The organism is Spiroplasma endosymbiont of Tiphia femorata (assembly GCF_964020225.1).
GTDB lineage: Bacteria > Bacillota_I > Bacilli_A > Mycoplasmatales > VBWQ01 > Spiroplasma_E.
This window is the reverse complement of sequence record NZ_OZ026544.1, coordinates 1,652,097-1,666,058: the sequence shown is the minus strand read 5'-3', so window position 1 is coordinate 1,666,058 and position 13,962 is coordinate 1,652,097. Positions and strand designations below refer to the sequence as shown.

The 13,962-nt window shown below is 25.4% G+C and carries 25 protein-coding genes; all 25 read left to right on the top strand.

All coding sequences use genetic code 4. From position 1 onward, the window contains the following. Positions 1-72 precede the first annotated feature (72 nt). Positions 73-717 (top strand): uracil phosphoribosyltransferase, encoded by a 645-nt coding sequence (gene upp, locus AACK83_RS10280; protein ID WP_308699596.1) that lies wholly within the window; start codon positions 73-75, stop codon positions 715-717. Positions 718-770: 53 nt separating this feature from the next. After that, a complete protein-coding gene (locus AACK83_RS10275) occupies positions 771-1,127 on the top strand; it encodes a hypothetical protein (protein WP_174480965.1) in 357 nt (118 codons plus the stop codon). Further along, positions 1,128-1,934, top strand: a complete 807-nt coding sequence (locus AACK83_RS10270) for a F0F1 ATP synthase subunit A (RefSeq protein ID WP_338958309.1) — start codon at positions 1,128-1,130, stop codon at positions 1,932-1,934. Between the two features lie 26 nt (positions 1,935-1,960). Next, positions 1,961-2,254, top strand: a complete 294-nt coding sequence (gene atpE / locus AACK83_RS10265; RefSeq protein ID WP_281749185.1) for an ATP synthase F0 subunit C — start codon at positions 1,961-1,963, stop codon at positions 2,252-2,254. A 33-nt stretch (positions 2,255-2,287) separates the two neighbouring features. Beyond that, positions 2,288-2,815, top strand: a complete 528-nt coding sequence (atpF, locus tag AACK83_RS10260; protein WP_281749184.1) for a F0F1 ATP synthase subunit B — start codon at positions 2,288-2,290, stop codon at positions 2,813-2,815. Between the two features lie 12 nt (positions 2,816-2,827). Then, positions 2,828-3,370 carry a F0F1 ATP synthase subunit delta gene (locus AACK83_RS10255; protein ID WP_252319360.1) on the top strand — a complete coding sequence of 181 codons (543 nt, stop codon included), beginning with the start codon at positions 2,828-2,830 and terminating at the stop codon, positions 3,368-3,370. A gap of 11 nt (positions 3,371-3,381) precedes the next feature. Next, on the top strand, positions 3,382-4,965 hold the full coding sequence (atpA, locus tag AACK83_RS10250) for a F0F1 ATP synthase subunit alpha (protein ID WP_338958303.1): 1,584 nt from the start codon (positions 3,382-3,384) through the stop codon (positions 4,963-4,965). Between the two features lie 27 nt (positions 4,966-4,992). Next, entirely contained in the window at positions 4,993-5,844 is an 852-nt protein-coding gene (gene atpG / locus AACK83_RS10245) for an ATP synthase F1 subunit gamma (protein ID WP_338958301.1), read from the top strand. Positions 5,845-5,861: 17 nt separating this feature from the next. Next, complete coding sequence (atpD, locus tag AACK83_RS10240; RefSeq protein ID WP_338958299.1) at positions 5,862-7,424, top strand: F0F1 ATP synthase subunit beta; 1,563 nt, start codon at positions 5,862-5,864, stop codon at positions 7,422-7,424. Positions 7,425-7,438: 14 nt separating this feature from the next. Next, a complete protein-coding gene (locus AACK83_RS10235; protein WP_174480958.1) occupies positions 7,439-7,756 on the top strand; it encodes a F0F1 ATP synthase subunit epsilon in 318 nt (105 codons plus the stop codon). A gap of 5 nt (positions 7,757-7,761) precedes the next feature. Beyond that, the gene (locus AACK83_RS10230; protein WP_174480957.1) at positions 7,762-7,992 is read left to right on the top strand and encodes a hypothetical protein; all 231 of its coding nucleotides are present in this window, start codon (positions 7,762-7,764) and stop codon (positions 7,990-7,992) included. Between the two features lie 340 nt (positions 7,993-8,332). Continuing rightward, the gene (locus tag AACK83_RS10225) at positions 8,333-8,683 is read left to right on the top strand and encodes a hypothetical protein (protein WP_338958296.1); all 351 of its coding nucleotides are present in this window, start codon (positions 8,333-8,335) and stop codon (positions 8,681-8,683) included. A gap of 75 nt (positions 8,684-8,758) precedes the next feature. Then, the gene (locus AACK83_RS10220) at positions 8,759-9,268 is read left to right on the top strand and encodes a hypothetical protein (protein ID WP_338958294.1); all 510 of its coding nucleotides are present in this window, start codon (positions 8,759-8,761) and stop codon (positions 9,266-9,268) included. Between the two features lie 733 nt (positions 9,269-10,001). After that, entirely contained in the window at positions 10,002-10,145 is a 144-nt protein-coding gene (locus AACK83_RS10215; protein WP_338957035.1) for a hypothetical protein, read from the top strand. Positions 10,146-10,159: 14 nt separating this feature from the next. Beyond that, positions 10,160-10,312, top strand: coding sequence for a hypothetical protein (locus AACK83_RS10210; protein ID WP_338956657.1), 153 nt, complete (start codon positions 10,160-10,162; stop codon positions 10,310-10,312). Between the two features lie 16 nt (positions 10,313-10,328). Next, the gene (locus AACK83_RS10205) at positions 10,329-10,736 is read left to right on the top strand and encodes a hypothetical protein (protein ID WP_338956660.1); all 408 of its coding nucleotides are present in this window, start codon (positions 10,329-10,331) and stop codon (positions 10,734-10,736) included. Between the two features lie 3 nt (positions 10,737-10,739). Next, positions 10,740-11,177 carry a hypothetical protein gene (locus tag AACK83_RS10200; RefSeq protein WP_338956661.1) on the top strand — a complete coding sequence of 146 codons (438 nt, stop codon included), beginning with the start codon at positions 10,740-10,742 and terminating at the stop codon, positions 11,175-11,177. Next, positions 11,167-11,460, top strand: coding sequence for a hypothetical protein (locus AACK83_RS10195; RefSeq protein ID WP_338958291.1), 294 nt, complete (start codon positions 11,167-11,169; stop codon positions 11,458-11,460). Before AACK83_RS10200 ends, AACK83_RS10195 begins: the two co-directional genes overlap by 11 nt. 140 nt (positions 11,461-11,600) lie before the next feature. Continuing rightward, positions 11,601-11,726, top strand: a complete 126-nt coding sequence (locus AACK83_RS10190) for a hypothetical protein (RefSeq protein ID WP_338956665.1) — start codon at positions 11,601-11,603, stop codon at positions 11,724-11,726. A gap of 103 nt (positions 11,727-11,829) precedes the next feature. Next, entirely contained in the window at positions 11,830-12,084 is a 255-nt protein-coding gene (locus AACK83_RS10185; protein WP_338956667.1) for a hypothetical protein, read from the top strand. Further along, positions 12,084-12,329, top strand: coding sequence for a hypothetical protein (locus AACK83_RS10180; protein ID WP_338956669.1), 246 nt, complete (start codon positions 12,084-12,086; stop codon positions 12,327-12,329). The genes AACK83_RS10185 and AACK83_RS10180 overlap by 1 nt, the downstream gene beginning before the upstream one ends. Before the next feature lies 1 nt (position 12,330). After that, on the top strand, positions 12,331-13,149 hold the full coding sequence (locus tag AACK83_RS10175) for a hypothetical protein (RefSeq protein ID WP_338956670.1): 819 nt from the start codon (positions 12,331-12,333) through the stop codon (positions 13,147-13,149). Positions 13,150-13,165: 16 nt separating this feature from the next. Further along, positions 13,166-13,354 (top strand): hypothetical protein, encoded by a 189-nt coding sequence (locus AACK83_RS10170; protein WP_338956672.1) that lies wholly within the window; start codon positions 13,166-13,168, stop codon positions 13,352-13,354. A gap of 18 nt (positions 13,355-13,372) precedes the next feature. After that, positions 13,373-13,561: a hypothetical protein gene (locus AACK83_RS10165; RefSeq protein ID WP_338956674.1), complete on the top strand. Its 189-nt coding sequence runs from the start codon at positions 13,373-13,375 to the stop codon at positions 13,559-13,561. Between the two features lie 16 nt (positions 13,562-13,577). Continuing rightward, positions 13,578-13,955 carry a hypothetical protein gene (locus tag AACK83_RS10160; protein ID WP_286641354.1) on the top strand — a complete coding sequence of 126 codons (378 nt, stop codon included), beginning with the start codon at positions 13,578-13,580 and terminating at the stop codon, positions 13,953-13,955. Positions 13,956-13,962 lie beyond the last annotated feature (7 nt).

Below are 13,962 nucleotides of genomic sequence, written 5' to 3'. Positions count from 1 at the left end.
CGTAGAATTTCATATTAGTATATATTTTAAATTATTGAAAATATACGCATTAAAGATAAAGGAGTGTTTTTAGTGGAAAGTAGTAAAAATCTGTTTATTGTTAATCATCCTTTAATACAAGATAAATTAACAAGAATTAGAAATCACTTAACCCAAAAAAAAGATTTCAAAGAGAATTTAAGCGAAATTGCAACGTTAATGGCTTATGAAGTATTTAAAGATATTCCTCTTGATGAAATTGAAGTTGAAACACCCATTACTAAAGTTATTGGTAAAACATTAACCAAGACAATCATTCTTTCTCCGATTTTAAGAGCAGGATTAGGGATGACAAATGGATTTGAGTATGTAGTACCTAATGCAATTATTAGTCATGTTGGTCTTTATCGTGATGAAGAAACTTTAAAACCACAAAAATATTTTTTTAAATATCCCAAAAATATTAAAAATATAAGTGATGCATTAGTATTTATCTTAGATCCAATGCTTGCTACTGGTGGTACTGCTGACGCTGCTATTAAAGAATTAAAAAAAGTAGGTTTTAAAAATATTACTTTAGTTTCCATTGTAGGAGCACCAGTAGCTATTAAGAAAATTAATCATAATCATCCTGATGTTAAGATTTTTTTAGCAGCGTTGGATAAAGAATTAAATGATGATGGTTATATTGTACCTGGATTGGGTGATGCTGGTGATCGAATTTTTGGAACTAAATAAATATTTTAATGAAAAAAATTAGAAATAACCTTTTTCTTTCAATACTTTTTACAATGTTATGCTATTGATTATTAATTAATGTAGGATTAATTATAACTGTTATAATTAATACAAACCATTGGTTATTAATTGCTGGATTTAATATTGGTTTTATAGGAAGTATGATTGGGTTATGCTTTTTATATTTATCGTCAAAATGATTAACCAGCGGAATACATTTAAAACAAACCTTAGCATATTTTGGATTCTTATTAAGAATGTTAATTTATGGTTCAATTATAGTTTTGAATATTTTCTTTAACTTTGCTAATATTTTTACTATAATTGCCGGAATGTCAATATTAATGGTTGCTACTATTACTGCAACATTATGTGTATATCAAAAAAATAACTTAAAAGAAGGAATTTAAATGGAAACTTTAGCTGGATTGGAAAGTTGGAATTATTTACAAATTATGCCACAATTGGTAACAATTTTGATAACAACAGTCTTTATCAGTGTTATTAGTTATATTTATTATTATAAAGTAAAACGAATGAAGCCTGATGAAGATCCAAGAGGTATTGTTTTAGTTGTTGAATTAATAATTAAATCAGTTGAAAAAATTGTTGTTGATGTTCTTGGTGTAAAGTATAAAAACCTGACAGTTTATTTGTTATATGTAATGGGTTATATTTTAATTGGTAATTGATTATCGATTATTGGTCTTGAACCACAGTCATCAATGTATACTGTTACTTTATCAATGGCATTAGTTACTTTTATTGGAATATATTATATTGCTATTAAATTTCAGAAACTTTTATTTTTTAAAAAATTTATTATTAACCCTCTAGAATTAATTACTCAATTTGCACCTTTGATTTCTTTATCTTTTCGTTTATTTGGTAATATTTTAGGTGGAAGTATTATTTTGGCAATGCTTTATGGGGTAACTGCTAATATTTGAAGTAATATCCCAATTATTGGTCAGATGAATTTATTAATTGGTGTAATTGGACCATTCTTACATATTTATTTTGATTTATTTGCTGGAAGTATTCAAGCCTTAATTTTTGGTACCTTAACTCTTGTTTATTGGAAGTTACAAATGGAGGAAGGAAGTTCTCATAAGGGAGAACTTACTATTAAATTACCAAAAAAACTTCGTAAACAACAAGCAATAAATCATGAAGAAGAAATTTATACCGAACGTTCAATTATGGAAAAAAAATAAAACACAAAAAGGAGAATTTATTTATTATGGAATTATTAACAACAGTAATGACACATGTCTTTCATTTTTTTAATCATTTAGCAGCTGATCCTAATGGATTGATGAATTTAAAGTTTGTTGGAGCTGGAATTTCAACTATTTCTTGTGCAGGAAGTGGAATTGGTCAAGGTTTTGCTGCTGGTAAAGCTGTTGAAGCGGTTGCTCGTAATCCTGAAGTAGAATCTAAAATTAGAACACAATTTGTTATTGGTGCAGCTATTGCCGAATCAGGTGCTATTTATGGATTAGTTGTTTCTCTAATTTTAATATTTGTAGCATAAGGTATTAAAAAATATTAAAAAGTAGGTGATTTTATGAATTTTAATTTCAATGATTTAGTATCAGGTGATGATATTGTTAATCAATTATTTCCCAATCTTCCTGTTTTTATTGCTCATATTTTTGCAACATTAATTTTATTAATGGTACTTTGAAGATGAGTTTATGCTCCGTTTCGTAAGGCTTTACATTCGCGACATTTAGTAATTAAAGAAAAACTTGATGATGCTGCTTGCAAGCAATCATTAGCTAATCAAGATCGTGGTGAAGCTAGTCAAATATTAAAAGCTGCTAAAATTGAAGCTCAGGAAATTATTGCTAATGCACAAAATGATGGTTACAATAAGCGTAAACAAATTATTGATAAAGCGCAAGAAGAGAGTATGCGTATTACTAATCAATCAAATCGTGATTTAGTTCGTGCTCGTAAAGAGGCAGAAGCAAAGATTAACGAAGAAATCAAAGTAGTAGCATTAGAAGCAGCTAAAAAAATTATTGGTGCTGAAATGAATGCTAAAAAACATGAACAATTAATTACTGATTTTATTAAGAATTTGGAATAGTGGTGAAGTTAAATGATAGATGAAGGATTAGCTAATCAATGAAGTAATGGTCTTTTTCAATTAGCAAGAGAAATAAAAAAAATTACTCAATTTGCTGAAGAAAGTAATAAATTAATTGATATTTTTACTACTTATCCAGAATTTATTGATATTACTAGTAGTAGTAATATAACTATTGAAACACGTAAACAAATTATTAGTGAAACTTTTAAAAATCATATTGAACCATATATGTTAAATTTTTTCTTTTTGTTGATTGATGAACATCATTTCCAGTGTGTTCGTTTCATTTTAAAAGAATTTCGCAAATTATGTAATGAATATCAAGATGTAAACTATGGCATTATTTATTCAGTAATAGAACTTTCAAACCAACAAATAAATCAAATAAAATTGAAAATTGAGAAAGTCATTAAACATAAGATTAAAGTCGTTAACAAGATTGATAAATCATTAATTGGCGGTATTAAAGTTAAAGTACGGAATCAAGTTTTTGATGGTTCCGTTAAAGGTCAAATTGATCAATTAAAACAAGAATTATTAAGTCATGAATAGAGGTAAAACAAATGTCCTTAAATGTTAATCAAATTTCAGAAATTATAAAAAGCCAAATTAAAAATTATGGTAAAAAAATTAGTGCTAATGAGGAAGGCATTGTTGTTACTGTCGGTGATGGAATTGCGCTAATTCATGGTTTAGATAAGGCTGTTAATGGTGAATTAGTATTTTTTCCTAAAAGTAATATTTATGGTATGGTTTTGAGTTTAGAAGAAACTGCTGTTGGTGTTACTTTAATGGGGGATGACACAGGTATCAAAGAAGGAGATATTGTTAGTAGAACAGGTAATGTTGTTGAAACACAAGTTGGTAATATGCTTTTAGGAAGAGTTGTTAATGCACTAGGGCAAAAGATTGATGGTAAAGGTCCAATTAAAACTACGAAAACTAGACCGATTGAAAGAATAGCGCTGGGTGTGATGACTAGAAAATCTGTATCAGAACCTTTAGCAACAGGATTATTATCAATTGATGCAATGATTCCGATTGGCAAAGGTCAAAGAGAGTTAATAATTGGTGATCGTCAAACTGGAAAAACAACGATTGCTATTGATACTATTATTAATCAAAAGGGTAAAAATGTCTTTTGTGTTTATGTTGCTATTGGTCAAAAAGCTTCAACTGTTGCTCAAATTGTTGATAAATTAACACAACTAGGGGCAATGGAGTATACAACTATTGTTGCTGCTACTGCTAGTGAAGTTGCTCCTTTGCAATATATTGCTCCTTATACAGGAGTAACTATTGCCGAAGAATGAATGGAAGAAGGTAAAGATGTCTTAATTGTTTATGATGATTTGAGTAAACATGCAGTGGCCTATCGTGCTATTTCTTTATTATTAAGAAGACCACCAGGAAGAGAAGCTTATCCAGGAGATGTTTTTTATCTTCACTCACGTTTATTAGAGCGTGCAGCTAAATTAAATGAAAAACATGGTGGTGGGAGTATTACTGCCTTACCTATTATTGAAACACAAGCCGGTGATATTTCTGCATATATTCCTACTAATGTTATTTCAATTACTGATGGTCAAATTTTTTTAATGTCAGAATTATTTAATGCCGGAATTCGTCCAGCAGTTGCTGTAGGTTTATCAGTTTCACGGGTAGGTTCATCAGCACAAATTAAAGCAATAAAACAAGCAGGTGGAACATTAAAATTAGAATTAGCACAATTTCGTGAATTACAAGCTTTTTCACAATTTGGTTCTGATTTAGATGAAAATACTAGAGCTGTTATTGAACATGGTAAACGTGCCATTGAAATTTTAAAACAAAAACAAAATGAACCATTAAATCAAATTGATCAAGCAATTATTTTATTAGCAATTAAAAATAAGGCAATTAAATGATTACCAGTAGAAATGATGGATTCTTTTAAAAAGGAAGTAATAACTTATTTTCAAAAACAACAACGAAAAAGTTATTTAAAGTTACAGCAAGATCAAGCATTTAGTGAAGAGTTACAAGTGAGCATTAGTCAAGGCATTATGCAGGTTGTTTATAATTTGACTAATAAGCTAAATGACTATAATCCTAAAATATATGGTAGTCTTGAAGAATGGGAAACACTAATTAAAACATTCAAATAATGTATTAGGAAGGTAAGGTGAAATATCATGGCTCAAAGCATGGAACAAATTAGACAAAAAATTAAATCTGTTAATACTAGTTATAAAATTACTAAAGCAATGCAACTAGTATCAACAGCTAAATTAAAAAAAGTAGGTAAAAGAATTGAGATGATTAAACCTTATTATTCTGAAGTTTATGATACATTCAATCAACTAATACCTAAATTAAGTAATTCAATTTATTTAAAAACAAAGGATCAAGTTATTAATAAAACAATATGAGTTGTTTTTAATTCTAATTTAGGATTATGTGGTGGTTTTAATAATAATTTAAATAAATTAGTACTAGAACAATATCAACCACAAGATGAAATAGTTGTTATTGGTAGTAAAGGAGTTTCATACTTTACTAATCATCATTGTAAAATTATGCAATCTTATACTGAAATTAACATTCAATCATCATATAATGAGTCGCAAGAGATATCTTTGTTGTTACTTTCTAAGTTTAATAATAAAGAAACTGATGCTATTAAAATTGCATATACAAAATATGTAAATACGGTAACAACAATTCCAACAATTATTGATTTATTACCAATTGTTTCTATTAAAACTAATCAAGAAAGTAATTTAATTCAAACTGATTTTGAACCAGACGCTAATACTGTTATTAATAGTGCTATTCCTTTATATGTTGGTGCCATTGTTTATGGTGCATTAGTAGAATCACAAGTGTCAGAGCAAGCATTACGAAGATTAGCAATGGAAAATGCTTCAAATAATGCCAAAGAAATGAAAGATAAATTATTAGTAAGTTATAATCGTGCACGTCAAGGTGCTATTACTCAAGAAATTTCAGAAATTATTGGTGGCGCTGATGCCCAATCATCATAATAAAGGAGTAAACTAAAATGAAAAATGCAACTAGTAAAAAATCTATAACAATTAAAGAAAAAAATGTTAGTGATAAAAATTCTTTAAAAAAAGATAACACTAAAGTTATTGCTAAAGTAAAAGCAAAAGTGACTAAAAAAGTAGTTAATAGCAAAGAAAGTGTTAAAACTAGTAAACAATTACCAACTAAACGAAATATTGGAAAAATTGTTCAAATTTCAGGTCCAGTTATTGATATTCGTTTTAATGATAATAGTTTACCTAATTTAAATAATGCTATTAGTATTGATAATAATGGTCAAAAATTAATTGTTGAAGTTGCAAAACATATTGGTGATGATAGTGTTCGTTGTATTTCAATGGGTCCAACTGAAGGATTACTACGTGGTCTTGAAGCAGTTGATTTAGGAATACCAATTAGTGTTCCTGTTGGTGAAGAAGTTTTGGGTAGACTTTTTAATGTATTGGGTGAAGTCATTGATGATGGTAAAGAACTTAAAACTAAATTAAAATATCCTATTCATCGTACACCTCCTAGTTTTGATGAATTACAATCAAAATCTGAAATTTTAGAAACAGGAATTAAAGTTATTGATTTATTAGCACCTTATGCTAAAGGTGGAAAAATTGGTTTATTCGGTGGAGCTGGAGTTGGTAAAACAGTTTTAATTCAAGAATTAATTAATAACATAGCTAAAGAACATGGTGGTATTTCTGTCTTTTCAGGAGTTGGCGAAAGAACACGTGAGGGTAATGATTTATATTATGAAATGCAAGAGTCAGGTGTTATTAGTAAAACTGCTTTAGTGTTTGGTCAAATGTCAGAACCACCAGGTGCTAGAATGCGTGTTGCATTAACTGGTTTAACAATTGCTGAATACTTCCGTGATGAAAAACAACAAGATGTATTATTATTTATTGATAATATATTTCGTTTTACACAAGCTGGTAGTGAAGTATCAGCTTTATTAGGAAGAATGCCTTCAGCAGTAGGGTACCAACCAACATTATCGACAGAAATGGGTGCTTTACAAGAACGTATTGTATCAACAACACGTGGTTCTATTACATCTGTACAAGCAGTATATGTACCAGCTGATGATTTAACTGATCCAGCTCCTGCGACAACATTTACTCACTTGGATGCCAAAATTGTTTTAGATCGTAATATTGCTGCTTTAGGGCTTTATCCTGCTGTTCATCCTTTACAATCTTCATCAAGAATGTTAGATCCTGCTATTGTTGGTCAGGAGCATTATGATGTTGCGCAAAGAGTTATTGAAACAATTCAACGTTTTTCTGAATTAGAACCAATCATTGGTATTTTAGGAATGGATGAGTTGAGTGAAGAAGATAAAAAAATAGTAGCTAGAGCAAGAAGAATTCGTAATTTTTGTTCACAACCATTTCATGTTGCTGAAAAATTTTCGGGTTTAAATGGTATTTATATTCCGATTAGTAAAACTGTTAATAGTTTTAAACAAATTTTAGATGGTGAATGTGATGATTTACCAGAGCAAGCGTTTTTATATGTAGGAACTATTGAACAAGCAATTGAAAAGGCAAAGAAATTGAGATAATTGAAGGTGATAGTATGGCATTAAATCTTAAAATTATTACTCCTGATGGTATTTTTTTCGATGGAGAAGTACAGTGAGTTAATGTTAAAACAACTGAAGGCTATGTTGGTATTCTTGAATGGCATACACCTTTGATTGCTAATATTCAAATATCGAAAATGTCATTTAAAATTAAAGAAAAAATTCGTAATTTAACGATTTCTGGTGGACTTTTGGTAACTGATTTACATATGGTTCGTATTATTAGTGATAAAGTTGAATATACATCAATTTTAAAAGAGCAAGAAACAAAGGTATTTGATGAGCGTATTAAAAGGGTTAGTGGAGGTTAATAAATATGCATGATTCACATTTAATAAAATGAATAATTGAAATAAGTATTTATCTTTTTAGTTTTATTGCTAGCGGATTTGCTGTAAAAGCAATTCCTTTTAATAAATTTCTTGATCATAAAAGAATAAAAGAATCATGAATTTTATATATGTTAACAACTTTAGTTTTTACTTATTGTATTGGTACGTTAATTATTAAATTTATTGGTTTAGATATTTGGTTTAATTTAAATTAATACTTAAAATTAAAAAAATAAAAATAGTAAGTGTTTTAAAATACTTACTATTTTTTTAATTACAATATATTATTAAAATTTATAGTAGTTATTGATAATACCTATATATATTATAAAATTTCTCCGAAATTACTATTATAGTAGTAAAAAAATCGTTTTTATTTATTTTATTGTTGTTTTTACTATTATATATAATATTTTTATCTGTTAAGTATCATTTTTCACCGCAAGTGTCAAATTTGATACTTTTTTTTATTTTTTATGATAATATATATAAAGATTTATATTTATTTATAAATCATTCAATTTTATCAAAAATTCCTACCAGGATTGATTATAGATGAATATTTCATACAATTTTTATGTTAAAAAAATTTTTTATGCTTGTTATGTTAAGAATGTTGTTTTGCCTATTGATATTTTAAAAAATGAGAGAAATAAATTAGGTATAAAGAATATTGGTAATAATACTAAATTAAGAAATAATAATGTTCGTACTAAATGTAAATTAGTTCAAAAAGCATTACATAATTTTTATAATGCAAGAGTTTTGAGTTTTTTAACTTTAACTTATCATAAAAATGAAACTGATATTAAAAAAGCAAAACATGATTTACAATTATTCTTTAAACGTTTAAAACGTTGATGAAATGACCCTAAACGTGCTAAACATTTGGGTGAATTAAGATAGTTTTATGTTTATGAATATCAAAAGCGTGGTGCAGTTCATTTTCATATATTATTTAATCGTAAAATACCATATAGTATGATAACTACATGATGAACACATGCTGGTAATAATAAAGGTATTGATTTAAAGGTTGTACATAAAGGAACAAATGAATTTGTAGTTAAATATTTGAGTAAATATGTAACAAAAGTACAAGAAAATATTAAATCATTAAATCAAAAAGATGTTGGTGTTCAAGCATATTCATTTAGTAGAAATTGTAGAAATCCGCTTGTAGTTCGCGGAACTAAAATGTTAAGTTTACAAGAATTAGTACAAGCATGTGCAAAAGCAAAAGAATTTTATTTATTTAAAACTAAACCAAATGAACAAGGTGTTACCAATTTAATTGGTGGAAGTTATGATTATGTTGCAAATTGTGATTATTTTAAAGACTTTAATTATTATGTTAGTTTAGAAAGTTTACGATTTAGGTATTGATTAAAAAATACATTTAATAAAAATGATATTTTAGATTTTATTTATAAAATTTTTGATAAAAGCAAAATTCAAAAAATATTTTTAAATAAACGGATTTTACATTAATTTTATATTTTTTTTGTAATATTTGTATTTTTTGGTACATTTGTTTTTATACGGGAGTTCCCAAAAAAGTAGGAAGATGAATTACTAGATAAATAAATTCTTTCCAACATTACCATTTAAAAATGATGATAGACAAATTAAATTCTCTTTTACCCTTAAATTTATATTCGACGTATTTTAAAAAATATAGATTTTATAAGATAAAATAAAAATTATTCTCAAAGGAAAAAGACAAGAAATAATCTTGTCTTTTTTTGTAATTGTAAAATTTTAAAATTTTTATTATTAGCACCCTTTAAATATCTACTACACGCAGTGACCAAGTAGGAAAAAGTTAATAATTAATAACCATCTTTAACGCTATTATCAACACGTGTTAGGGAATTAAAACAGTGAACCACAACACAGTTGTTAAAAATAGTGGCCAAAACATGTGGACTTGCATGGATAAATAAAAAGTGGAGTGATACCTAATAAAATATACTAACCAGTAATGGTAATTCTTGGGGTGGGAGCGAATTGGAAACTAGTATATATAGACCTACTAGGGAACCTACTATATTAATTCTATTCTTTATTTAACCAACCTTGCCACTCCCCAGTGAGCAAGCGTTGGTTTTATTTTTTTTGAAAATTTTTTTGGGCGAGAAAATAAATTTCAAACTTGTAAAAAAAATTGAGCGGTGCCGGTTCAATTAAAATATTAATTTGTTTAACACAAATTAAATAAATATTGAATCGAATGCCTCGATTTCTTTTTAAAATTTCACAATTTATTTTTGAGCCCAGAATTTCTGGAATGAATAAAACTAATAGTATTAATAATATAAAAATAAAAATATATATTCTTTATGCTACAAGCAACAGAATATATTAGAAAAGAAAGTAAAAATGGAAGAAAAAGAAAAGAAAGAATTAATAGAACAAAAAATCAAAATAGCAAAAGAACATCAAAAAAAGTGATTAAAAATAAAAATAATTATTTCTTTAATTTCAACTTTAATTGGATTAATAATTTTATTAATTACTGTAAGTAAAAATTAAAGAAATAAATAAAGTTATGAATATTAATGAAAATAAAAAATGTGAATTAAGAATTTGTAAAAATAAAGTTTGAAAAGATTGTATTAATAATTCTACTAAAACTATTAAATATAAAAATTGACCAATACCTTATTTAATATGTAACAGTTGTTATCACAAACTACCTAAATACCTTAAACAAACAGCAAAAATAATTGAAAAGGATATTTTGATTATGAATAAAACTAAAAAAAGAAGAAAAAGATGTGTTGAATGTAATGAATTATATGAAGATAACAAAATCAATATGCTTTATCACTTTAAAACAGAATTAGAAGCAGAACAACATAATACTAAAAAATATGAAGATAATTATAATATTGAAAAACATTTAGATTATACAAAATCATATGGATATGTTTGTGATTGATGTAGAGATGATTAATAAATGCAATACGAATTAATCATTGGTATTGACCCTGCTGGTATTGGTAATAATGGAATTGTTATATACTCAAATGAAACTAATAATATTATTTTTAATGAAACATTTAAAGCAAAAACAGTTTTAGAAAGTAAAAATATATATAAAGAATATTTTAAATTAATTAAAAAACAATTTAAAAATAAAAAAATATTAGTTATTGTAGAAAATTTCTTTTTAAGTTCAAAACAGTTATTAATTAATCCATTAGCAACACCAAAAGTTATTGGTGCTTTAATGATATTAGTACAAGATGTTATGAACTGAGATTATCATGAAAATGAACCAAAAAACAAACATAAAATAGAAGATTATAAAGGAAATATAAAATTTACAAAACATGAACAAGATGCTTATAAACATATTCAATATTATTTAAGGAATTATAAAAATGAAAAATAAAGAAAATTACGTTAAATTAACAGTAAAAATTAGTAATACTATTGAAGTAAAATATCATGAAAAAGGTAATAAACAATTATATTATACTGTTCGTGGTCAATGAAATGGATTAAACTATGTTACTTTAATTTTTAATAACCCAAAATTTTATAAACGATGTATTTTATTAAATAAAAATGATGAAATTATAGTAACTGGTCAAATCTTTAATACTTTAAATATTCCTAAAAATCGTGCATTTTGTTCAATTAATGTTAAATGATTTAAAAAATGAAAGGAATAAATAATGAATTTTGATGAATGATACATGAAAAAAATAAAAGAAACTTTAAAAATTATTGAAAGTGATAGTTATAAAGAAGAACTAAAAAAAACATAATGAAATCATTGAAAAACATAAAAATTTAATGAAAGGACTAAATAATGAATAAAGAAAAATTAATTAATTATATTAAAAAACAACAAAAATTCTATAACGGTACAGAAATAGATTTGATACTTGATATTTTATTGCAAAAAATAATTAATGGTGAATTTAATAATGAATAAATGTAAAAAATGTAATAAAAGAATCTGATTAAGTAAAAATTGATGTATGACATGTTTAGAAATAATAGTTAATAATTTAAATAAAAATAAGGAGAAATAGATAGTGAATAAAGACCAAGAAATTATTAATGAATATAATAAAAAACGTAATAAAGAAATAACTGAAGAACATTTATATAATATAGAAAAATTAAGAGAAGAGTTTAAACAAAAAGTAATTAATAAATATAATGAAAAATTAATTATCTGATTGAATAAGCAAATTAGTATTTGTTTATGTGATTCATTAAAAGAAGCAGGTAAACTTACTGCTTATTATAAATTAATTGAGTTTATAGAAAATGGAGAACTTCATTAATGATAATATTACCTACTTTGTTTGAAAATAAAGATGAAATTGAAATATTATCACCATTTCCAAAAGCAATTCATACAAGTAATGATATTAGAGCAATTATTTTAAAACAATATCCAAATGTTAAATCAAAACACATAATTGTTTCTGATCCCGAAAGTAATGTTGCATTAATAGTTGGTGATAATGATGTTTATCAAGGTTGAATTAAAGTAACAGTTAAAAAATTAGAAATTAAAGGAGAATAAAATGCCAAGTATAGAAAATACACAATCAAATTATACTTTAACTAAATTAATAAGAACTGGTATAAGCCCAATTTGTGCAATGATAGGTACAAGTGCTTATTATGGTCAAGTAATAGATAATTCAATATTGGGTTCAATTAATAGTTTATTATTTGGTAAAAAATTAGGTTTAGATATATGAAATTTAAATCAAAGACCAAATACTAAAACTAAATTAATTAATAGTTCTAAAAAAATCTTATTAGGTTTAGGAACAATTGGATTAGCAAATTATAGTAAATGAACTGAAAATAATATTAATCCTATTATTCCAACAACACCAATTCCAGTAACTACTACAACTACAACAGAAGGTCCTCCATGATTACTATTAAATAAACAAGAAAATCAGTCATTAATGGATTGAGATACATATATTAGTTTAAATGCTTATGGTATTTCAAATCTTATTAGTGGAATTCTAGAATTAATACCTAATAAATTTGAAACAATAAGAAAAATTTGTAATATGGCTACTGGTGGTGGTTTAATTTCAAGTGGTGTTGCAATGGGGATAAATAATGATTTTAATAATGCTTATGCAGTACCTACCATAATTGCTGGTGCAAGTGAAATTATCCATAATTTATTACCTATGGAAAGAAAATTTGATGTAGAAATGCAAGAAACTAGTTTTACAAATGAAATAGCACATTTAATTAATAATGATAATAGATTTTCAATTAATAGTGAAACAACTAGTCAATATGGTAGTGATAATATGAGTGAAGTTAATGTTAATGCAAATTTAGAATTTGATGAAAATTATTATCATTTATAAAAAGGAGAATATTAAAATGAAATATGCTTATTTATTAAAATATAAAACTAATTATGGAATTGAAACAAAATATAAATTATTTTCTACAATTGAAAATGCTATTAATTTTCATAGAAATTATAAACATCATATATTAGAAAATGCTTATATTCAGGATTATCAAATATTAGTAATGGAATTAGATACAAATCAAAAAATTAATTAATGAAAGGAAAATATTGAAATGAAAGAATTTATACATGAATTAATTATTATTGGAACAAGCGTTGGAACATTAATTTGCAGAGAAATTATTGTTTTATTAAAAAGATTTATCACAACTCCAAAACATGTTAGAGCAAATAACAAAATTATTAAACATCAAAAAAAATTAGCAAAGTTAAATGAAAAGATTAATAAAGAAAATAAATAAAAAAGTGGTGATGTAAATGTTAGAAAATGAAAATAATGTTCAACAAACAACTGAACCTTTAACTGAAAATAATGCTTCTTCACAAGAAATAGAAAATAAAGTTAATGAAGCAGAAAATAAGTTAAATAAACTTAATCAAGAAATTAAAGAAAAAGAAATGATTAATATATTTAAAAAATATCAAGTTAAAACTGAATTTTATGATTATTTAAAATTTAAAACAAGTAATATAGAAAATTCAAAAATTGAAGAAACTATTAAAAAAATGATTAAAGAACAACCGGTATTTAAACAAACAATTAATACAGGTGGCAATAAACAAATAATTATTAATAATAAAACAAATGATAAAGAAAATTTTTTAATTAATTATAAAAAGAAAAATTATTTATAAACGAAAG